Origin of the sequence: Virgibacillus sp. LDC1 (genome assembly GCF_025792345.1) — a bacterium.
Taxonomy (GTDB): domain Bacteria; phylum Bacillota; class Bacilli; order Paenibacillales; family Paenibacillaceae; genus Paenibacillus_AQ; species Paenibacillus_AQ lautus.
The window spans coordinates 4,140,525-4,163,519 of the sequence record NZ_JAOXLZ010000001.1; the positions used below are offsets into that span (position 1 = coordinate 4,140,525).

The 22,995-nt window shown below is 53.7% G+C and carries 16 protein-coding genes; 1 reads left to right on the forward strand and 15 read right to left on the reverse strand.

The features are described 5' to 3' along the window. Nucleotides 1-47: 47 nt before the first annotated feature. The 12 genes from ppnP to OHJ21_RS18745 form a co-directional block, all read right to left on the reverse strand. Nucleotides 48-365, reverse strand: a complete 318-nt coding sequence (gene ppnP, locus OHJ21_RS18690; RefSeq protein ID WP_006212330.1) for a pyrimidine/purine nucleoside phosphorylase — start codon at nt 363-365, stop codon at nt 48-50. 103 nt (nt 366-468) lie between these two features. Continuing rightward, entirely contained in the window at nt 469-2,490 is a 2,022-nt protein-coding gene (tkt, locus tag OHJ21_RS18695) for a transketolase (RefSeq protein WP_486020849.1), read from the reverse strand. A 366-nt stretch (nt 2,491-2,856) separates the two neighbouring features. Next, a complete protein-coding gene (locus OHJ21_RS18700) occupies nt 2,857-5,877 on the reverse strand; it encodes a VWA domain-containing protein (RefSeq protein WP_486020850.1) in 3,021 nt (1,006 codons plus the stop codon). Beyond that, on the reverse strand, nt 5,861-7,864 hold the full coding sequence (locus OHJ21_RS18705) for a vWA domain-containing protein (RefSeq protein WP_486020851.1): 2,004 nt from the start codon (nt 7,862-7,864) through the stop codon (nt 5,861-5,863). The genes OHJ21_RS18700 and OHJ21_RS18705 overlap by 17 nt, the downstream gene beginning before the upstream one ends. 258 nt (nt 7,865-8,122) lie before the next feature. Next, the gene (locus OHJ21_RS18710; RefSeq protein WP_486020852.1) at nt 8,123-9,070 is read right to left on the reverse strand and encodes a DUF58 domain-containing protein; all 948 of its coding nucleotides are present in this window, start codon (nt 9,068-9,070) and stop codon (nt 8,123-8,125) included. Then, a complete protein-coding gene (locus OHJ21_RS18715) occupies nt 9,067-10,056 on the reverse strand; it encodes an AAA family ATPase (protein WP_326114277.1) in 990 nt (329 codons plus the stop codon). Before OHJ21_RS18715 ends, OHJ21_RS18710 begins: the two co-directional genes overlap by 4 nt. Nucleotides 10,057-10,131: 75 nt before the next feature. Further along, nucleotides 10,132-11,829, reverse strand: coding sequence for a phage tail tape measure protein (locus OHJ21_RS18720; RefSeq protein ID WP_486020853.1), 1,698 nt, complete (start codon nt 11,827-11,829; stop codon nt 10,132-10,134). Between the two features lie 35 nt (nt 11,830-11,864). Beyond that, complete coding sequence (locus OHJ21_RS18725; RefSeq protein WP_100539039.1) at nt 11,865-12,812, reverse strand: ABC transporter permease; 948 nt, start codon at nt 12,810-12,812, stop codon at nt 11,865-11,867. Continuing rightward, nucleotides 12,809-13,738: an ABC transporter ATP-binding protein gene (locus OHJ21_RS18730; protein WP_127595654.1), complete on the reverse strand. Its 930-nt coding sequence runs from the start codon at nt 13,736-13,738 to the stop codon at nt 12,809-12,811. Before OHJ21_RS18730 ends, OHJ21_RS18725 begins: the two co-directional genes overlap by 4 nt. After that, nucleotides 13,735-16,095, reverse strand: a complete 2,361-nt coding sequence (locus OHJ21_RS18735) for a hypothetical protein (RefSeq protein ID WP_486020854.1) — start codon at nt 16,093-16,095, stop codon at nt 13,735-13,737. Before OHJ21_RS18735 ends, OHJ21_RS18730 begins: the two co-directional genes overlap by 4 nt. Nucleotides 16,096-16,363: 268 nt before the next feature. Continuing rightward, on the reverse strand, nt 16,364-17,263 hold the full coding sequence (gene purU, locus OHJ21_RS18740) for a formyltetrahydrofolate deformylase (RefSeq protein ID WP_100539042.1): 900 nt from the start codon (nt 17,261-17,263) through the stop codon (nt 16,364-16,366). Nucleotides 17,264-17,394: 131 nt separating this feature from the next. After that, the gene (locus OHJ21_RS18745) at nt 17,395-18,516 is read right to left on the reverse strand and encodes a deoxyribonuclease IV (protein WP_100539043.1); all 1,122 of its coding nucleotides are present in this window, start codon (nt 18,514-18,516) and stop codon (nt 17,395-17,397) included. Nucleotides 18,517-18,641: 125 nt separating this feature from the next. Between OHJ21_RS18745 and OHJ21_RS18750 the strand changes: the two genes are divergently transcribed. Next, nucleotides 18,642-19,115, forward strand: a complete 474-nt coding sequence (locus tag OHJ21_RS18750; RefSeq protein WP_009594427.1) for a DUF2621 domain-containing protein — start codon at nt 18,642-18,644, stop codon at nt 19,113-19,115. 205 nt (nt 19,116-19,320) lie between these two features. Here OHJ21_RS18750 and OHJ21_RS18755 read toward each other — a convergent pair whose 3' ends face one another. The 3 genes from OHJ21_RS18755 to OHJ21_RS18765 form a co-directional block, all read right to left on the reverse strand. Next, on the reverse strand, nt 19,321-20,331 hold the full coding sequence (locus OHJ21_RS18755; RefSeq protein ID WP_100539045.1) for a glycoside hydrolase family 130 protein: 1,011 nt from the start codon (nt 20,329-20,331) through the stop codon (nt 19,321-19,323). A gap of 86 nt (nt 20,332-20,417) precedes the next feature. Beyond that, nucleotides 20,418-21,362 (reverse strand): DUF1861 family protein, encoded by a 945-nt coding sequence (locus tag OHJ21_RS18760; protein WP_486020855.1) that lies wholly within the window; start codon nt 21,360-21,362, stop codon nt 20,418-20,420. A 42-nt stretch (nt 21,363-21,404) separates the two neighbouring features. Beyond that, on the reverse strand, nt 21,405-22,940 hold the full coding sequence (locus OHJ21_RS18765) for an extracellular solute-binding protein (protein ID WP_486020856.1): 1,536 nt from the start codon (nt 22,938-22,940) through the stop codon (nt 21,405-21,407). Nucleotides 22,941-22,995 lie beyond the last annotated feature (55 nt).

Consider the following 22,995-nt stretch of genomic DNA (forward strand, 5'->3'; position numbering starts at 1 on the left):
TTTGTTGTTTATTTACGGACACGAAGTCATGTGCAGCGCTGAATCTATTACATGGTCGGATAAGAGCAGCAATAATCCGTAACGGTGCGGATTTCCAGTTTAAAGCTTGAATTGCCCGGAACGTTAAAGGTAGCGGATCCTTGAATCTCTAACCACTCCTGCTCTCCGGGCAGAAGGACACGCAAATCGCCCGACAAAATCTCCATAATCTCAGGGCCATCCGTTCCGAATTCATAGCTTCCCGGAAGCATGATACCGAGCGTTACCTTCTCGCCATTCTCCAGCAGCACCGTACGGCTGGTTACCTTCCCCTCATAGTAAACGTTGGCTGCTTTCGTAACGGTAGCGTTCTTAAATTGTGACATCGACAAACTCTCCTCCTCCAACAACATCGTTATGGCTTGATATATGGACGGCACCCGCAGGATGCGGGTGCCGGAAAATCAATATAGAGTTACATCCGTTGTATTACAGCAAGCCTTTTACGCGGCTAACCACGTTCTCAACGGTAAATCCGTATTCGGCAATGACGCGGTCGCCAGGAGCCGAAGCGCCAAATGTGTTGATGCCCAGGATGTCGCCTTTGTCTCCGACATAACGCTCCCATCCGAACGGATGAGCCATTTCAATAGCCAGACGGGCTTTTACGTCAGGAAGCAGCACGGAATCTTTGTATGCCTGATCCTGGCTGTCGAACAGATCCCAGCTCGGCATGCTGATGACGCGCACGGCGATGCCTTCTTCAGCCAATGCTGTTTGCGCTTTAACGGCAAGCTGAACCTCGGAACCCGTTGCAATAATTTGAGCTTGCACGTTGCCATCCTTCGCATCGGCAACAACATAAGCACCGCGTTTGATGCCTTCACGTGCATGATCCACCGTGCCTGGAAGGATTGGCAGATTCTGACGAGTCAGCACCAATGCTACCGGACGGTCTCTGTTCTCAACCGCATAAGCCCATGCCGCGGAAGTTTCGTTGGCATCTGCAGGACGGATCACCGTCAGACCTGGAATGATGCGCAGGGAAGCCAATTGTTCAATCGGTTCATGCGTAGGACCGTCTTCGCCGACAGCGATGCTGTCATGAGTCAGCACATACGTAACCGGCAGCTTCATGATGGCAGCCAGACGTACAGCCGGACGCAGATAATCCGTAAATACGAAGAACGTGCCGCCGAAAATCTTCAGTCCGCCATGGAGAGCGATACCGTTCATCGCGCCGGCCATTGCGAATTCACGAACACCATAATACACGTTGCGGCCTTCATAGCTGTCCGCCGTGAAAGAGGCCAGGTCGTTCAGGTGAGTCATGGTGGAGCTTTCCAGGTCAGCCGATCCGCCAAGCAGCTGCGGCACGCCTGCAGTCAAACCGTTCAGCGCTTTACCGGAAGCCACGCGAGTGGAAACCGCTTTGTCATCCGCGCTGTATTTCGGAAGGTCTTTATCCCAACCAGAAGCCAGTTCACCGGATTCGCCGCGCTCGAATTGCGCTGCCAGTTCCGGGTAAGCCTCTTTGTATTTCGCAAATTGGTCAACCCAAGCTTGATAGGCTGCGATGCCGCGTTCTTTCACTTTGCCAAAATGCTCGCGCACTTCATCAGGCACATGGAAGTCCTCTTCATATACCCAGTTATAGAATTCCTTGGTCAGCTTCGCTTCATCAGCTCCAAGCGGAGAACCGTGCGTACCGCCATGGCCGCCTTTACCTTGTTTGTTCGGGCTGCCGTAACCGATGACGGTCTTCACTTCGATCAGCGTCGGACGGTTCGTATCGGCTTTCGCTTCCTCGATCGCTTTCTCGATCGCAGGCAAATCGTTACCGTCTTCTACGCGCAGCACTTGCCAGCCATAAGCATCAAAGCGCTTCGCTACGTTCTCGGAGAATGCCAGGCTGAGCTCGCCGTCAAGAGAGATATCGTTGGAATCGTACAACATGATCAATTTGCCAAGCTTCAAATGACCTGCCAGGGAAGCTGCCTCGGAAGCCACGCCCTCCATCATGTCACCGTCGCCGCAAATCGCATACGTATAGTGATCAACCACGTTGAAGCTCTCTTTATTGTAAGTCGCGCCCAAATGAGCTTCAGCCATTGCCATACCTACAGCCATGGCCACGCCTTGTCCAAGCGGACCTGTCGTTGCGTCAACGCCGGCCGTGTGGCCGAATTCCGGGTGACCCGGGGTTTTGCTTCCCCATTGACGGAACTGCTTCAGATCCTCAATGGACAAGTCATAACCGCTCAGGTGAAGCAGACTGTAGAGCAGCATGGAGCCATGGCCTGCAGACAAGACAAAACGGTCGCGGTTAATCCACGCCGGTTGGTCCGGGTTATGGTTCATCGTCTTCGCGAACAGTTGGTAGCCCATAGGTGCAGACCCCATCGGCATGCCCGGATGACCGGAGTTTGCTTTTTCGATCGCGTCGATCGCCAATGTCCGGATCGTTGCGATGGACAGGTTGTCGATCGTTTGGTTATGTTCAGTTGTCATGATTCGTCCTCCTCAAATCTTTTCCATAGTAAGCTTCGAAAATGAAGGCTTCTTACGCCCCTCCAGCCCCAATCCATATGGTATCAGAGCAGTTAGGAATGTTGAGAATATCATTTTGACTCTTATTGTATCACCACACGTCTTTCATTTCCATAACGTAATTATCAAAGTTGTGTAAAAGCCGCCAGGGAGAGCGACATCCCCCTTGCATTATTTCCCTTAATAGTCCGGTTATAACCGGATTCGACATCCGTTAAACGATTTTACGGGCATGTCGGCATGGAAAAAGTTACTTCATCCGACAATTAAAAAAAGCTTCGGTCCGGCTGTACATTAAACAGCTGGACCGAAGCGTGAGGCGGCACATCAGCGCGTGCCGCGTTTTTTGGCTTTGAGGAGGCGATCCATGGAGGAGCCTCCTTCCGGAGCCGGCCCGGTTCCCTCGGGCCGGCCTTGGCCGTCCCCCTGCGCCTGCGGCGGCGGGGGAGGCGGCGGGGGCGCGCTTCCCTTGCGCGCGCCCTGGCTTGCGGCCGGCTTCGCCTGGGCCGGCCGCTCTTCCCGCAGCGGGGCATCCGCCCGCTGCGAATCGCGCGCCTCCGGCGGGGCCTTGCGGCCCCCTGCCGGAGCTGCGCCGGGTGCCGGGGCAGGGCTTCCGCCCCCGGCACCATGGGCCGCGCCGCTGCGCTCGCGCGCGGGCGGGGCCTGCGGCGGCTTCGCGGAGCTGCCGCCGTAGAACTGGGCGGCGCGGGCTTTGCGCGCCGCCAGCCGCTCGAGGCCGGCGTCACGCGCGGCCTCGCCGGCAGGTGCCGGCCGCCTGCGGAGCAGGGCGGCCAGCCTTGCGCCGATGGCGCCCCATGGCAGAGCCAGGCGCCGCACGGCGATGTCGGCGACCCACAGCAGCAGGGCCGCCGCCAGCAGCGGATAACTCCAATCGTGGAGTTTCATCCGCGAGGTCGCCTGCCGGTCGAACACTTCGGCCGGGTTATCCCAGGATAGTACACGGCCGCCGGTCACCTTGGCCAGCCGCTTCATGGCTTCCTCGCCGCTGCCGGAGGACAGCCGGTATTCCGGAGAATACGGCACGACAAAACCGGTGCCTGGCGCCGCCTGCAGCGCTTCTTCCCCGCTGGCATCCTCTAGAGACATGAGGAAGGCTCCCGGCTTCGTGACGTTGACCAGTCCGGTATAACGGCCGGGAGCCTCCTGGATAAGCTCTACCGTCTGCTCGCCGGCTTCATCGTCCCCGATCACCGCTTTCAGCTTCTCCGGCGGATTCTCGCCCTCTGCAATTACTTGGAGCTTTACTTGGTTGCCGGCCGTCTCGGTTGTCACTTCATAGGGCGACGACGTAAACTGCGGGAACGTCCACTTCACGATTTCGGTCAACGTGTTGGCAAAGCCGGACCACGATACCCATTCCTTGGACCACTTTCCGCTTAAATCACTCGTCCACGCCACCGTTCGCCCGGATCCGTATTGCCAGCGCGACAGGATGGGGTCTGGCTCCGGACTGGACAATACCGTCTGGGCGGAAGACTTCGGCGTTGCCGCTACATAACCATATAGCCCCGGAACGCCCTGCTGGAATAGACTCGCCCAATCGCCCGCATTCTGAACGGCCGGGACAAAGGGTTTATCCACGATATAGGATTTGGCCAGCATGACGGCCTCCCGGCTGAATACCGCCGGCAGCGTCGTTTCATCCTCAACGAAGTAATAACGTCCTTTGGCCGCATCCGCCAAGGATTGAAGCAGGTTGGTATCGGCATCCATCCCGACCGCTACCGAAGACATCGTGATTTTGTTCTCCACCATCGTATCGGTCAGGTCCTGATACCCGGAATTCATGGCGGATTGTCCGTCGGTCATCAGAATGATATGTCTGCGCTGGGCGTTAATCTTCAGCATTTCTTCAAGCGCCGAGGAAACGGCAGGATAGATGTTAGTCCCGCCTGCGCTCGGAATCGACTGGATGCTGCTGAGCACCTCTTCCTTGTCCCCGAGCTTCTGCGGCGGAACGACCCACCACGGCTGATCGTCAAAGGCGACGACGCCGACCGTATCCTTGGCTCTCAGCAGCTCCACCGTGCGCATAGCTGATTCCTTGGCCAATTCGATCTTGCTGCCATCCATGCTCCCCGAACGGTCAATGACGAGGATGAGAGCAAGCGATGGAATCTCCCGCTTGCCTTCCAGCTCCATCGAGACCGGCAGCGCTTTTTCAATCGGGGTTTTAAAATATCCGCCCATCCCGAAGCTGTCCTCGCCCCCCGCCATCATAAACCCGATGCCGAAGCTGCGGACCGCCTGCTCGATCAGCTCCATCTGTTTGCCGCCGACGTCACTGCCCGAGACATTATTAAAGATGATGCTGTCGTATACGGCATACTTGGCCGCTTCCAGCGGAAGCAGCTCCGGCGGAATCACTTCGGTGCCGATCATTCCGGACTCGAGTGCCGCCGTGATATTACCCGATGTTCCCGGGGTTCCTTCAACGATCAGTACGTTCGGCGGACCTTCCACCCGGGTAAAATCGAAGGCTGCATTATTGGCGGATGCTTCATCCCCGTCCATGAAGATTTCGGCACGGTAACGATGAAGTCCCGGATTCTTGGCCAGGCCTTTCACGGCATACCGGTTCTCGCCCGGGGTTACGTCCACTCTTTCCCGGCCGATCTCGCGGTTGTCCTCGTAAATGCGCAATTCACCGGAGGTCTTAAACGTGCTCCGGATCATGACCTCCACGTAGAACGACTCTGCTTGATACAGTTTATCCGGTACCTTCAGTTCCTCCACGGCAACATCCTGGATCGCCTGCTTCGGAGTCGGAAGCACATCAACCGCAATGCCCCGATCCTTCAGCAGCCTTCCCGCCGCTGCCATGCTGCCTACATTCTCTTCCCCGTCCGAAATCAACACGATTCTGGAATCGCTGTTGCCCTCGAACAAGCTTCCCGCGAGCTGAAGACCGGACTCCAGCCCCGTAAACTGCTGCTCCAGCAGCGCATTTAAAGAGGCAACTGCATTCTCGGCAGAGGATAAACGCCGTTCCACGGCGCCTTCAAGACCTGTAGAAACTACAGCCGTGCCATCCTTCTCGCCTTTTGCCGCAAGGGAATCGTTAATCCAGTTCGTGATCCGGGCCGAATCCCCCATACTGTCGGAACGGTCCGCCAAGTACACGACCTGTTTATCCCGCAAGACGGTATAACCGTGCAGACCCGAAAGCATAAGAATCAATAACAGAATGACGCAGGTTCTAAAAAATAAGGCCAATTTCTTGCGAAAACCGCTGAGCCGAAAATCCGATGTGTATGCGTAATAGAGAAACACTCCTGCCGGAATCAACAGCAGCAACAACCATGGTTGGCTAAATTGAACGCCCACGCTGGTACACCCCCCATTCCGCTGCGATCACAGCAAGTGCCAAGGCAGCCAGCCATGGCATTAACGAACCGGCACGGCTTGCCGTTTCGCTGTCCCCGGACATCCCGGCACGATCACCAGCCGCCGGATCATCCGAATTCGGTGACGTTTGACTCACGGTCGGGCTTTGATCGTTGCTCCAATCCGCCTCGTACGGGTCTGCCGTTACAGCAAGCCAAAAGCTAAGCTTTTCGCCCGCTTCATTCTGCTGCTCAAAAGCGTACAGCCCCGGATATTCCGGCACGAGCTGTACCGGCGATATCCCTTGCTCATTCCGGAGAGCTTCCGCAGCAGGAAGGCCGTCAGTAAGAGCAAGACCGCTCTTGGGTACCCATTTGGCCGCTACCGTATCCGCCGCAATCGGGATATCCGCTTGCGTGCCGGCCATATATCGGCCTAGACCGCTTCCCTTGCCTGAGGTCATCCACTCCAGTGCATTGCTGACCATGACCGGGAATTCCGGCGACAACGGAAGATCGCTATCCTGAAGCAGGAAATTAAACGACAATCGCGGTCGCCCGTTTTCGCTTCCCGCATAGACGATGGGTTGATTCCCCAGCTTGACTACAGGTTCCCCCCAGACAGGGGCCTGATCCACCAGCGTGCCGAAATAGACGCCCGATAAGGTTACGTAGGCGGTCACCGGATGCTTGGCAAGCACGGCGCGTCCTCCTTGGCTTCCGACTTTGGAACCTTCTCCGCCGATCGTCCAGAGGGGCGTTTTGGCAGCCAGCTCCGCCCACTTCCCTTGCTTGAACCCTTCCGGCATGCTCCCGTCTATGACGAGCAGATCAAATTCGCCATCGGGTACGGGCGGTACATCCGATGCGGCGCTGCCCTTGTCCGTATTTTGATCCGGGCCTGGATCCTCATCCTTCTTGTCTTCGGAGCCATCTAAGGCAACCCGGGTGACTTCGGCTCCGCTTAGCTGCAGGGCCTTCTCCAGGAACAAATTGCCCGAAGTCAGCAGAAGGACGCGCGAAGATCCGTGACCCAAACCGAATGCAAAGGATTGATTGTCTGCCGCATACCCGTCATCCCGGGTTAATTCAAGTCGGTACACTTCGGCAAACGGCAGATCGGCAAAGGATTCGGTCAATCTCTTCCCCGGCTCCAATTCAAGTACCTTGCTGGTCAGCAGTTGTTCATCTCCGTAAAGATTCACTTCGGTCGACATCGATTCCCTGGCATTCGTGCTGAGGACGGCGACCGCCGCATAGGCTGAACCTGTTTCACCCTTGAGTGAAATGCCGAATTGGTCGATGGAAACGTTAAGAGGGTGTTCCCCTTGTACCTTCTCCACGGATACTGGAACCTGAAACGATATGGGAGCCGTATCCTGCTTCCAATAGCTATCTGTAAAAATAACGACTTCTGCATCATGTTCTTCCCGTGTCAGAGCGGAAGCGAGCGATAAGGTTTCCCTGTAGGATGCCTGGCCGTAATAGGGCCGCAACCCATCCACGGCCTTATCGATGGCGGCGCGGTCGCTTTCATGGGAGACCAGCGTCATGGGACTTGCTCCCACGGACAGGAGGGTGATCTCGCTCCGTCTCCCTTGGTCCTTCACGTATTCCTTAATTCGTTCCTGCATCCATTGCAGCCTGGATGCGGCTTCACCTTCGGCCGAAGGCTGAATCTGCGCGCTCATGCTGCCCGAGGTATCGGCAACGATGACCACATGGGCGCTGCCTCCGCCAGACACCTGCATAAAGGGCTGCATCAGTGCGAAGACCATCAGCGCAGCAGCAAGCAGCTGGAGCCACAGCAGAAGCCGGTTCTGCAGCTTCTGCCACGGCCTGTTGGCCTCCAGGTTCCGAAGCACCCGCTCCCACAGCAAGTGGCTGGGAACGGTTGTATCCACATATTTTCGTTTGAACATATACATAAGCACGATGGCCGGCAGCGTTAAACCGAACCATAAACTCAGCCAAGATTGAATCCCCAACGTGTCCCCTCCTTACTCCCGTGGACCCTGACTAACGAGACTTGCCTGTTTTCCCCAAGCATCGGATGTAGGCCTATCCATCTCTTCCTAGATTTAATGCGTTTCCTGCTTGTTCGTTTCTAGAGATCACAGACAGGTGCTAGTGAAGCCTACTTTTCATAGCTTGTGTATTTACCGGTGTTACCTTGTCGCCAAGCTTTCGAAAGCGGAGAACATCCGGCAGATGCTCAGACACCGGCCCCTGCATGAGATCTCGCCTTATCCAGTAACGAGTCCTGCTCCTGCCAGTACCCCGAACATCGCGTCCGTAAGCGGCATATCCGCCGGAATGAGCACGTAAGACATTCCCCGCTCCGCGCACACGCGGGAGAGCATCGTCCGGTACCGCTCCAGCTCCTCTTTGTAAGCATCGAGCACTTTACCCGTCAATGCCACTTCCTTGCCGCTCATCGTTTCGCTGTCGACCAATCGCAAATCGCCGGTCAATTTAGGCTCCAGTTCTTCCCTCGACAAAACATGCACCAGCACCACTTCCTGTCCGGTACCGGACAAAAGGGAAAGCGCTCTGAACAATTCCTCCTCGCCGCCCTCCAGCCAAAAATCCGAGAACACCCAGGTCATCCCCGGCTGCCGGGGGAGTGCACCAGGAACGCCAAGCGCAGCACCCAAGCTGCCCTCACCTCCCGTTTCTGCCCCTTGCAGGAATGAAAACAGACGATGGGCCGAGCCCTTTCCTCTCATGATCGGAAGACGGGCGTTAATCGAACGGCTGTAACAGGCGACCTGCAGCCTGTCGTAGGAGGACAATGCCATGTAGCCGATGCTGGCGGCGAGTTGACGTGCGAGCAGCCATTTCGGGCTTCCCTTCGTTCCCGCCGGATCCGCAGCCGATGATTCAGATGATGATGACATTTCGGCCCCCATGGATGCCGAGCAATCCACGAATAGACTGACTGTCAGCTCCTGCTCGTCCATGAATTGACGCACGAATGCTTTTCCCGTACGGGAATAGACGCCCCAGTCAAACCTGCGGACATCATCCCCGGGAGAATATACTCGGTAATCGGCGAACTCGAGGGATGAACCAAGCCGGCGGGATCGTCTCTTTCCCTGCAGCGTTCCGGCAACCCGTCGCTTGGCCTCCAGACTCAATCGCTCCAGACGCGGAAGCCACTCCGGAGGAAGCAGGTGCCCGCCCCCGCTCACGCGGATGCCTCCAGCGCTTGCAGAACCTCCTGAATGACATGGTCTGTCGTGATGCCGAGCGCCTGCCCCTCGAAATTCAGGAACAAACGGTGGCGCAGCGCCGATAAAGCCACGGCGCGAATATCCCCCGTCGATACATGCATCCGCCCGCTGCACAATGCACGGACCTTGCTCACGGATATGATGGACTGAATGCCCCGCGGTCCGGAACCGAACTGGACGTATTTTCGTACCGCCTCCGGGGCCGCAGCCTCTTGCGGATGCGTCATCATGAGCAGACGAACCGCATAGTCCAAAATCTCCTCGGCAACCAGCACTTCCCGGGCTCCGCGCTGGATTTCCAGCAGCTCGTCTCCGGTCATTTGTCGTTCCACCTGGAATTCGTGGGAGGACGTCGTCCGCTTCACGATTTCCTTCAGTTCATCCGCACTCGGATACGATACTTCGATCTTCAGCAGAAAGCGGTCAAGCTGCGCCTCCGGCAAGGGATATGTCCCCTCGTTTTCCAATGGGTTTTGAGTCGCCAGAACAAAGAAAGGTTTGGGCAGCTGATGGGTTACCCCGCCCACCGTGACGGTCTTCTCCTGCATGGCCTCCAGCAAGGCGCTCTGGGTTTTGGGCGTGGCCCGGTTGATCTCATCAGCCAGCACGATGCTGCTGAACAGCGGACCCTTTTGAAAGGTCATCCCGGTGTCTCCATGCTGCCCGAACGACAAGATGTTGGTGCCCGTTATATCGCTCGGCATCAAATCCGGCGTGAACTGAATACGGGAAAAGGACAATTCCAACGCTTCCGACACCGTGCGGACGAGCATCGTTTTACCGAGACCCGGAATCCCCTCCAGGAGGGCATGCCCTCCTGCAAAGATACACCAGAGCATCTGCTCCACAACCTCCTGCTGCCCGACAATCACCTTCCCGATATGTTCCCGCAGGCCTGATATTTTCTCCATCCATTCCTGTGGTCTCACTGCAATATCCGACATGGACGAAACCTCCATTTTCTTGGTAAAGTTCAAGTACTCATTCTAGCTTCCGTGATCGGTTGGCTCTTCCATCCCCTACGGATTCGGATTGATCTGTATGAAATATTCCTCAACCAAGCCTTGCATCTGGTCAGGCAGCTGATTGCGATCTAACGTTTTGCGCGCTTCGGTCTCATAATCGCGGTACACTTCCTCATAAGGCCTGGACATGCCCGGAACGGTCGGCGAAACGCCGCCCTTCTGAATATCTCCGCCGCTGCCTTTGATCTGGCCGGAATCGTTTTGCACATTGCCGCTGCCCTTGTAATCCCTGGGGATCGTCACAAGCTCGCGACCGCCTGAGCCAAGGCCGGCTCCGCTGCCGGTCCCGCTTCCCGATCCTCCGCTGCCGCTGCCACCTGAGCCGGAGCCTGCTCCTGACCCAGAGCCGCTCCCCGAACCGGACCCACTGCCGGCAACTTGACCTTGACCTTGACCTTGACCGGCCCCGGAGCCGCCTTCCCCGGAGCTTCCCTCCGAGCCTTCGCCTTCTTCTCCCGAGCCTTCCCCGGATCCGGCCTGCGCCAGCGCCTCGGCACTGCCGCCGTTACTCCAGGCATCGGATACCGACATCCCGGCAGCCGTCATCTGATCGGCCAAGCTCAGTCCTTGCGAAGCAAGAGAGGACGCCAGCGAAGCGGCGGATTGCGATTGACTGTCCGACGCGGCTTTGGCTTGCGCCGCTTTGGCCAGCTCCTCGGCCAGCTGCTGGAGCGCTTCTTCCAGCTCCTTCGGCAGCTTGCCTTCCTTCAGCGAATCGGCCGCTTTCTTGAGCTCTTGCTCCAGCTTCCCGTCCTCCATCTGCTTGGCGGCTTCCTCAGCCAATTTTTTCAAAGCATCGGACAGTTCGTCCTTCTCTTCCTGGGACATCTTTTTCACCTGCTCGGTGAGTTTCTTCATTTCCTGCTTCAGCTCATCAGCCATGCCTTCGGCAAGCTTTTTCCCCACCTGGGACAACGCCTTCTCCTGCTGCATTTGCTTAGCCAGCTCAGACAATGCCTTTGCTTTTTCCTCCTGCTGTTTCGCTATTTTCTCCAGCTCTTTCATCGCTTCTTCCAGCTTCTCCAGCGCTTGCTCGGGATGCTTCTCACGGTCCAGCGCTTTTTTCAAGGCATCCAGCTTCTCCTGCAGTTTCCTCCTGTCGGCAGGATTGAGCGTTTCTTTCGGGATCTCTTCCGCAAGCTTTTCGGTTTTGGCTGCCTGCTCCTTCATCCAGCTCTGCACCTCTTTTGCCGCTTCCACCTTCTTATCCATCGGGTTTGGAACAAAAACAAGGATGAGCACGGCAGCCAGCGAAGCGCCACAGATCAAGAGATGTCTTTTACGACTAGGGTACGGAAGACGCTCCGGCAATTGCTCCGCAAAACGTGCACCATAGCGTTCCGCCTGCTCGCGCTGCCATTTAGCGGCCTGCGATTCCTCTTCTTTGAACGATAGTGCCGTCACCATCATGTCGCTTCGCTCCGCTCCGTCCGGAACATGATCCATCGCTGAAGCGGCCTCTTCGATCGGAACCCGATGCAGCCATCCCCATAACCAGCCTACGAAGCCTGCCCCGACAGGAACGGCCACGGATGCGACGGGAAGCCAGGCTATGGGCACGAATCTCCCCAGCACCAGAAGCAGCAGCAGCGCGGCAAACCCTGCCATCAGTCCGTATAAAACATACGTGATGATGCGGAAGCGCTGCAGCCGCCGTCTCGCAGCTTCGATAAAACGCATGATGTTGTCCATTGCTCTTCCTCCTTAGCGTACTCTTATGCTTTAGGTTACGCTTCGTCCCGCGTCATTTCCGGTTCTTGCGGGAGCTGTGCTTCGTTCTTATCCTTACGTTTCCGCCTTGCGACAGGGCGGATATTCCGTACGGCAACCCACAGCGCGAGAACGATCACCACCGAATAGACGATGAAAAATTCCAGCCACAATTCAATGGGAGCCTTGCTGTTCAAGCTTCCGCCGTGCAGCAGGAATACTTCTTTTGAGAAGGACGGGTTAAACAAACTCATCATCGCCCCGGCCGGATTCAGACCCAGCAAATATCCGACCCAGGAATAGCTGCCCGGCGTAGGCGCCTGCCCGCTTTGATACATATTCTGCTGTTCAATCCCCATAAAGAACAAATACAGCAGCCCTGTTATAAGGAAGATAATAAGTCCCGCACCGTAGGTGACAATAATCGCGACGATGGTTCTTTTGAATAAAGTCGAGAACATCACGCCAAGCGAACCGAGCAGCAGCATCACGAATAAATAAAAAACAAAGACGGATATGAGCTGTTTCGGCGAAATCCCCCCATACAGGAAAACAATGCTGTATACCGGCAGGGTGGCCAGCACGATCAATGTCATGAAGCTGAGTGCCGACACCAGCTTGCTCAGCACAATCGTCGCCGAGCTCTGCTGCGTCGTCAGCAGCATGCTCAGCGTTTGCTTCTCCCGCTCGCTGCTGATGACGCCGGCGGTAAGAGCAGGCGCCATGAACGCGATGAGGACAAGCTGAGCAAAACTCAGCACATAGAACATCATTTGGCTCATCTGCGGATCGAATCGCTGGGGTCCTCGCTGTCCCAAATATAAGAAAAGGTAAATGAAGCCCATCGCAACGGCTCCGAGCGCCAACACATAAAATAACACCGACAGCATGGAACGCGTAGAACGCATCCGCAGCCGAAATTCCTTGTCAATGACCGGATTAATTAGCTTTCTGCTCCAATTCATTCGCGGGGTCCTCCTTTGGTAATTTCGAGGAATACATCCTCCAGATTGCTCTGCGCTTCCTGAAACGAGACAATCGGAATTTCCCAGGAGACCACCTGCCGCAGCAGAGCGCTTTGCTGCGAATCATCCCCGCCGTAATGAACATGGACGCCCGTGTTATCCGTTAATACCGACGTGACAAACGGTTCGTCCCGCAGCTTCTCGGCCAGTTCCTCTTCGCGCTCGAGCGTGCGGATGTGGATGACTTTTTTCACGCGGAGACGGCTCTGAATATCGGCCACCTTGCCTTGGGCAACCATCTCGCCGTGCTCGATCACGCCGATTTCATCCACCATCTCCGCCAGCTCAGGCAAAATATGCGACGAAATGATGATCGTCTTGCCCATAAGCTTCAATTCCTTCAAGATTTCACGCATCTCGATCCGCGCCCGCGGATCCAGCCCCGAAGCCGGCTCATCCAGAATCAGTACGTCCGGATCATGCACCAGGCACCGGGCAAGACATAAACGCTGCTTCATCCCACGCGAGAGACTGTCGACGTACGTATCCGCTTTGTCGCTCAGGTTGACGAGCTCTAGGAGCTGCGGAATGAGCTGTTCCCGCTCGGCGCGCGGAATGCCGTAACTTGCCCCGTAAAAATGCAAATATTCAGTAGACTTCAACTGATCGTACACGCCGAAGAAGTCGGGCATGTAGCCGATTCGCTTGCGGACCTCTTTAGGATGCTGGGTCACATCGAAGCCGCCAACCTTGGCAACACCCGAGGTTGGCAGCATCAGGGTGGCCAATATGGACATCGTCGTGGATTTGCCTGCTCCGTTCGGACCAACAAATCCAAATACCGTCCCTTTTTCGATATGAAGACTGATGTCCTTTAACGCATGGAACGTTCCGTATTTTTTACTCAGGTTTCTAATCTCGATCATGGAGTGGCATCCCCCTTCACAGACAGCTCCGGCATCATAAAGTTGGTCTGATCCTTGGCGGTGATCATGAAACGGATCCGATTCCCTACGATATATTGCTCCGGATTTTTGGTAATGGTATGCACATTGTTCACTTCTGTAACAGGCTCCCATTCGCTCTTCTTGGAGTTCCAGATCTCCATCGTGACGTTGTTGTTGAATTTGGTGCCTTTCATGGACAATTCCGAATACTTTACGTTGCCTTCAGATATTAATGGGAATTCGGCGATCAAGCTGCCCTGTCCCATTTCGACCCCATGAGGGTAAACCCCGAACATCGGTGCATTTACCTGCGAGATCTCAGGAGACAGGAAGCCGTAAGGAATGTTGATCTCCCCGTTCAGTCCCCAATCCATCTCCACCGGCTGTATCCAGAAATTGAGCTGATCACTGTCCACCTCAGCGCCTTTCAGCGTATAATTCGTCAAATGATCCTTGCTCCATCCCAAAATGTAAGCATCCCTGTTAACCATTCTGTTGGAATATCCGTATTGGGACAAAATATCGCGCTCACGCTGTTTCGGATCATTCTGCGAATAAGGGTACAGCATCCCGGACAAGTCACCGCCCGTAAACTTGATGATTTGTTTCGGGTCCTGAGGAACGGCTGCAGCATCCCCCTTCTTGATATCTCCCAGCTTGTAGGCTTTGCCCCCGACAACCAGCACAACCTCGGTCAAATCGTTAATTGTGTCATTGGTGACCTTACCGTTTAATTCTCCTTTGGCATCCAGCTTCAAATCCATGCCCAGGCGCCCCATCTCCTCGGTTCCTTGACGGTCCACCCAGACCTTGGCTAATGACCATTGGGACATGTCGCGAAGCTCCAGCGTCGTGGACGCCTGCTCGACTCGGACAAAACTCTTATTCTCGCCCATTCCTCCAAACCTGGTCTGGGACTGCCCCGTTTTCAAATACGTATTCTCCGGAAATTCCAAAGCATAGTTCCCGCTTCGAGGCGTGAAAAATGCGGAAGCCGTCGATTTAACCGCATCCCCCTGACCGTTTAGTTCAATCAAGTTGATGGTGTGCGCGAGTTCCCGCGTCTTGTCCGATGAACCGACCACGTAAACGGAACCGCTCGCGATGACGGCAATGATCGGGATCAAGAACCACGCCCATTCCCGTTTGTCCGCCTTCTTCAAGATATAGTAGAGCAGCGGCGCAACAACGACCGCATATATAATGAGCATCCATAACAACAGGGTGAAGGAAGGCATCTTCAGCGATGGAAAATACTCCAGAACGTAATTCAAACTGTCCATCAACGAATTGTAGTACATGCCATTCTGCGCGCCCATCATGGGAAGGTTATTGCGCAATATCGATGCCCACGCATCCGGATGACCCGCCCATGAGCTCACCGGTTCCATGGCCAGATCATAAGCCGCATATTGAACGCTTCCCTGGCCATAGGCCTTCGAGGCAAACAAAGGTTGTCCTTCCGCTTCAATTCCGATTTGGGCGCCTTCCACCGCTTTCGCTGTAGAAATGGTAAAGGCCCCATCCAGTTTCAGCGGTTTCCCGCCAAGCTTCTCCAGCTCAGCCAGCGAATTAACGGTAGTGGTTCCGTCCGCAACGACCGGCGTGATGTCGGCAAACGGCACCGCAGTTTTGGTATATCCCGCGCCTCCGGCCAGAATCAGGGTGCCGCCGCTATTTACCCAATCTGTAATTGCCTTGCGCTGCGGCTCTGACAGCGTATCGGAAGCAAAATTGTTGATCACGATGACGTCCAGTCCGTTCAGCAGCATTCCATCCGATGGAACGCTGGCGTTCTTAAGCGGGAACACGTTCACGCTGTTGCCCTTGCCGTTAAGGACATTCATGAAATTCATCGTATCCGGATCATCGGATAACACGGCGATGAGTGCGCCTTGATACGGAGAAGCCTGCACGTAATTTTTACCTGTGGCAAACGGAATCTGCTTCCCCTTGGTATAAGATCCTTCATAGAAGAGGATCTGGTTATTATCTTTATTCAGCACGGCCCCTGGAATGCCGATCACGACTTCCTTCGGCGTATCCTTCGGCAGGTCGACCTGCTGGACGTAGGAAGTTTGATATCCAGAGCCATTATAGTTCTGAATCTGCACAACCACGTCACCGGATATATCCCGGTCACTGGTTAAGGTCAGTTTGAGCGGATTCCATTTATCATGTTTAATCTTGCCTTGATAACCCATTTCGGATTGAATCCCAATCTTCGCTCCGTCGGCGTAGACGTTTCCTGCCGGAATCGACAAGGATAACGTTGCAACAATCAGCAGCGCCACCATCGGCAGCAACATCCACGTTTTTTTTGTATAAAACGACAACTGATGATTCCCCTCTCCACATATAAATTGCTTTCGCATGAAAAATGACACATAGGTTCATAAGACGTATGTAAAGGTTCTCTTCACAAGTTCAACTATATTGACGAGTCGAATCTATAAAAAGTTTGACGTTTCCTTCCATAAATAAAAATCCCACTCCAATAAGAGGAGCGGGATCAAGGGGTAATCCATTGCAGCGTTAAAGTGTTAGGCTGCTCCATTGTACTATCTATGATGAATCGTCCGAATACAGCCTTATTTGCAATCGTTAGTTGAAGACAACCGTTTTATTGTTATGCACCAGAATCCGATCCTCGACATGCCATTTGACGGCTCTTGCAAGCACTACGCGTTCGATGGTACGGCCAATACGCTTCAACTCGTTGACATCGTCACGGTGACTAACGCGCTGCACGTCCTGCTCAATAATCGGTCCGCCATCCAGCTCTTCGGTTACATAATGGGCGGTGGCTCCGATAATTTTCACCCCGCGGTTATAAGCTTGCGCATAAGGCTTGCCGCCGACAAAGGCCGGAAGGAAGGAATGGTGAATGTTGATAATCCGGTTCCGGTAATGTTCGATAAAGGTTGGCGAAATAATCTGCATGTAACGTGCAAGGATAATCACGTCGATATCATCGCCGATCACATCCAGCTGACGCTGCTCCGCTTGTGGCTTCGTATCCGCCGTAACCGGAATATGGTGATACGGGATACCGAACGATTCCACATATTCCTTCATATCCAGATGGTTGCTTACGACCAATGCGATATCCGCATCCAGGTCGCCGGCCTGCCATTGCCACAACAGCTCAACAAGGCAGTGATCTTCTTTGGAAACAAAAATCGCCAGTCGTTTCTTACGGGCTGCATGGTAGATATTCCATTCCATACGGAATTGATCGGCAACTTCCCGGAAGGATTCCTCCAGCTTGGGAAGCTTTGTATTCAAATCCTCCAGATCAAATTCAACCCGCATAAAAAACATGCCGCCGGCCGGATCCATCGTGTATTGGTCAGACTGAACGATATTGGCGCCATGCTGGTACAGAAACTGGGAGACCGCCGCCACAATTCCCGGTCCATCCGGACAGGAGATCAGCATGCGGGCACGATTAGGGTACTGACCTGCCGCAGACGGCAGATCCTTCTTGATGTGAATTTCCATGAGACTCGGTGATCCTCCTTTTAAATCTGCAATTAACGTCAAACGGCCTCCCAGGAAAACATCCCTCGACATGCGGACGTTATCCTGAGAATGCCTTAGTATTCTTAATATAAAGCCATTTCTAATGAAGCTTATGAATTCAGGGGAGCACCGGACAACCAAGCGATCAGGCGCTGATTGATCTGCTCCTCCGAAAGGTCGGACAGCAGGCCTGCTGCCATGACCATATCGTACAGGCGCTCCATCGGTTCGCGCGGATCGGCTTTTTTGGCTTTGGCATCATTCTTCAACAGTGTCCAGGTATCCAGCACAAACGAACGGGATTCGATGCCTTCCTTGGCAAAGAAAGCGCCCAGTTCTTCTACTTGCTCAGCAAAAGTTGACCCGAAACGGCCTTCCACATCCCCGCGCAGAAGCGCAATCTCGATCTCATACATCGGACGCTGCGTCTTTGGATCCTTACCGATCCACGGCGTCTCCAGAATAAACGGTCTGCCCTGGAGCTTCTCATGATGAACCACTCTTTGGATGGCTTCATAGCCGATCCATCCGGTTCCAATTGGCGTATGACGGTCTTTGCCCGCTCCACGCGGATTCTTGCTGTCATTCACGTGGACGACCGTTAAACGGTCGAGTCCGATCAGCTTGTCGAACTGCTCCAGGACGCCGTCCAGATCATTTACAATATCATAACCCGCATCATGAATATGGCAGGTGTCGAGACAAATGGCCAAACGGTCATTGTACTTCACCTTATCAATAATGGAAGCAATTTCTTCAAAACTGCGTCCCATCTCGGTGCCTTTGCCGGCCATCGTCTCCAGTGCAATCTTCACTTCGGTCTCATCCGTACCGCCGAGCACTTCATTAAGACCTTCGGCAATTCGGTCGATGCCGTATTCCGCATCCTTATCGGTATACGCGCCGGGATGGAGAACGATGTTCTTCACGCCGACCGCATGCGTGCGGCGAATCTCCTCTTGCAGAAAGCTAACCGCCAGCTCAAACGTGTTGGGCTTGTACGATCCGAGGTTAATAATGTAAGGCGCATGGACCACGATCTCCTCAATGCCGCTTTCCTGCATGGCGGCTTTACCTTCTTCGATAAACATGGAGTCGATCGGCTTACGGCGCGTATTTTGCGGTGCACCGGTATATATCATGAACGAGCTGGAGCCATATGATGTGGCTTCAGCCGTCGCAGTCAGCAATCCCTTGTCCGAAAACGACACGTGGGAACCAATTTTCAACATGCTGCATCCCCCTTTTTTAACACACAATTACACCTATTTTAGCTTGTATATCGAAATAAATCTAGAAATGCGTTATAATTCTCATGAAAGTGTCATGTGACAATAATCATTGAGGTGATATACAAATGAAGAGCACAGGGGCCGTCATGGGCTATTTGTCGTCCAGTGCGCCGCCGTCATGGTTCATGAACTCCATTGCCTTCTGGGGATGGGTCATGCTCGGGCTGATGGGCATCGGCGGATTTTTCATGTTCCGCAAGTTTCTGAAAGTGCTTCCCAAAGCCGACGGCAAATCAAAGCTCGATTGGCAAAATTACTGGGTAGAGCGAAGCCGCCCGCTGTGGACGGATGAATCCAAAGCATTTCTGGACGAACTGGTGCAGCCTGTTCCGGGACCTTTTCGGGATATCGCCAAACACTCCATTGCAGCCGAAATCGGTAAAATCGCCGTCGAATCCGGCGCAACCGAAGTAACCCGGGATCACTGCATCAAAGGTTACATCGTGGCTACGCCGAAGCGGGATTATAAATTCCTGATGAACTTCCTCCAGAAGAAGGAAATCGACTACAAGCCTTATCAGCATTTGATCAATAAGTAGAAGTCTGTTGAGTTTAATGGATCGGCCAGGCTTACAAAAAAAGAGAAACAAAGCCCAGTCAGCCCGTGGTGCATGGCGGTTGAATTCCGCACATGCCCCACGGGCTGGTTTGTTCCACATCAGGATATAATCCGAACCGCAGGTATCATGCAATTCTTGTACTAATTTGAAGACGGAAAGATGAGGCGTTCCGCCTGCCCCATCCTTATCCCTCCAAACAGAGCCGGATTAGATCGTCCACATGAGCGGTAGCCAAGCATTCCACTGTGTCGGCGGCCCCGTAATAGATTTTCACTTCTCCATCCTCCTCCAGCACCATGCCGCCGGGGAAAATGACATCATTGCGGAAGCCCCCATCCGTCTCGTACAGTGCCTCAGGCGCAAGCAGGGGCGATGCGCTCATGCCAAGGATCTTCTTCGGATTGTCAAGATCGAGAAGCATAATGCCGGCAGTATACCGCTTCTTCCAGGTCGACTCCCAGCCGTTCTTCCCTCTAGCGGAATCAATATCCACCGCATGGAACGTAGTGAGCCAGCCCTTATCTGTCTTCACGGGCGGTGCGGCCGGACCGATCTTGTCATTGGCGAACGGCACCTGCTCCACCGCCAGCAGGAGCTCGGAACGGCCCCAATAGATCAGATCCGGCGACTCCGAGATCCAAGTGTCGAATCGGTCCACTCCGCCGCGGCTATATACCGTGAACGGTCGTTCCAGCCGGACGTAGTTGCCGTTGATCCGTTCCGGGAATAGCACCATATTTCGCAAGTCTGGTGTTGACATGCTCAATACTTCAAAGGATTCAAAATCATCCGTTACTGCGATACCTCCCCGGATGCCGTGCCGCGTATCTACGGCGAAGCACATGTAGCAGCGGCCGTCAATGACCGTCAGACGCGGATCATAGGCGCGCACGATCTCTTCGTCGTGCAGCTTGAAGATCGGCTTCGGCCCCGCCGTCCAGTGAATGCCGTCGTCGCTGAAGGCGATGCCGAGATCTGTCGTATGATGCGGATCAATGATCTGCTTCTCCAGCGAGCCATAGTCATTGCGGAATACCATGATGTAGCGGCCGTTAAACTTAGCGACGCCTGCATTGAAGACAAGTGCGGTTGGATACGGCACACGTGCCGCATCCAACACGGGGTTGGCCGGATGGCGACGAATGAACGGGCTAGACGCCAGCGTTCCAATGTTGGGCATATTCGAGGTTTTCATCTATTACTATCCTCCTTGTAAGCTGAAAAGTACAATTTCCGGGTTATCAACGTGTCCTTCGCGAGTGCGAATTCTCCCATGAGCTTCTAAACAAGAAGTCCATGCCTTGCGAAAGGATAGTCGATCGTAATGCGTCCTACCTGACAATCACTAAGACCACTGTAAAGATCAGCCTTGCCGTCCGGGCGCATGACAATGCCAGAAGAAAAAACACAGTCCACCAAATACGGCGCTTTGGCAGGTCCTGCCGGGTAGCAGGAACGACTACCGATCACATGAAGGTTCGATGACTCACGGGTGGTTGGATCGAAGACGAAGGCCATGTTCAGGTACACCTTCAGTTCCCCTCCGTTCTCATCCTTATCCAAGTAACAAATGTGGCCAATGATTCCGATTTTGTCACTGTCTAGGAGATACGCCTGATTGACGCCTCCCCATTCGCCTTCCCCGAAAATGCCATGAATGTAAGGTGCGTTCTCGATGACGTCCGCAGTCAAATCTTCCAGTCTGTCAATGATCGTAAAGCCGATCATGGATTCGCTCCCGAATTCGCCCCTCATCTCGGCGCTGCGCGGACGCGAGAAGACGCCGATCCTGCCGTCCGACAACGGAACAAGGCGAATATCCTTCATTTTGTTAGGTCCGGTCGTGAAGTAGTACAAATTATGGAGGTCGGTGCCCCGAAAGAAATAACCGAAAAATGTGCTGTATCTTCCACTTTGGTATTGCACATGAGTCCCGCCCATTACGAGCTCATCACCGATCTCGCTGATGTAAGGGTCCTCCAGCGTATAGATCATGCTATCTTCCACCACGCTCCATTCATCCTGTCCCGTTTCCTCGAACAGGCGGACCCAAGAGCGGGCCCATTCCTCGCGACGTTCTACCCGCCCGAACAAATAGCGCTTCCCATCCCGTTTGAATGGAATCGAAATATTGTAGACATCAAAACCATCAACGCCATGAAATTTCAAGGTTGCACTTTCATAGATCGTTTTTGTCGCTTCAAATTCAATTCGTTGCTTCTGCAAGGTCAAAATTCCTCCACACCTTCCTTTTGTTTTTCAACTCGTTTATTTAAGTGAAGCTTGATACTCCTGAAATTGCTTCTGGTATTCAGCAACCACTTTATCCAGACCGGCTTTCCTCATTTTTTCTAGTGCAGCCGGGAAGGCCTTATCGTATTCTTGAACCCCCATATAAATCGGAGTGATGCTTGCCGAAGCTTCCGACAAAATATTGGTGTATTCGGCCCTTACATTCGTCGGGTCAAAAATAAAGTTCGCCGCGATACTGTTGATTGCATTCGGATTTGGCTCAAACAAGACTTTGTTGTTATCTGGAATGCTGTTCTCCAAGTCAAATCGCATGAAGTTTACGTTGCCGTTTTGCGAATCAGAACCTCTAAACCCCGGATTATTATTGTTATTCGGATCTTTGATCGGCTTAAAGCCCGTCTCACCGTCCTTGGTGTAGTGCTTGCCTTCAATGCCATATTGTACAAGATCATAATTTTCTTGACTTGCCAGCATCCAATCCATGAATTTGACGGCCGCTTCCGGATTTTTGCTATTTACCGGTACGGCATTTCCGTTCTTGAAGGTGAGCGGACGCATATATTCTTTCTCCGGGTTAAACCATACAACGCCGATATCGTTTACAGTGGCTTCTGGATTGTACTTCTTGAGCCCGTTCAAGCTTCCGCCAGTTCCCAAACGGACGAACCATTCACCGCTGTCGAGTTGTGCATCTACCTGCTCCTGCTTCATGACCAGGATATCGGGATTGGTAATGCCCTTTGTGTACAGCTCGCGCATGAAAGACGCATCTTTCTTGAACTCTTCGGTCTCAATCCAAGACTTAACCTCGCCGCTTTGATTCACATAGAAGAACTTATCCTTCACGGTAAACGGGAACGTGTCATAAGTCCGGTGCAGGATGGACGTATGCAGGTAGATCGGGTCAAAGTCAGCGCGAGTGCCAAGATAGGGCTTATTGCTTCCCTTCCAGTTCTTCATGACAATCTCCCAAGCGCTGATCAATTCAGCTGGAGTCGTCGGCTCTTTGAGATTATTCTCGGCGAGAATGTCACGACGAATATTGAATTGACCTTCACTCGCCATTTCAACCCAATAAGAGGGAACGGCATAATACTTGCCATCGATTTTAGCTCCGTCGAAGATATCATCCGGAATATATTTCTTCAGATTTTCTCCATGCTTTTCAATCGCATCCGTGATATCCGCCAGTGCACCGCGGTTATAGTAGCTCGAGAACGGCGTGCGGTCCTGCATGACGTGGAACAGGTCGAAATCTTCTCCAGTGGACAGCATTAAGTTCAGCTTCTGATCCCACGCATCCCACGGGATATATATTTTTTCCACCTCAACGCCGACACCGTCCGCAGCCAGCTTCTCATTGACCTTTTGGAACACTTCCTTGTAGTCTTTCGGCTCTGTGCCTGGAACTAAATATTTGATTTTGACCGTATTGGCAGGCTTGTCATTATTCTCTGAATTGGAGACTGAAGAATTGTCCCCCTTACCGCATCCAATTAACGTCGAAAGGACAAGCACCACAGCCAATAGAAACACACCATACTTTTTCATATTAAATATTGACCTCCTTCTATAAAGTGCTTAATTTATGTTAACCCCGAAGGGG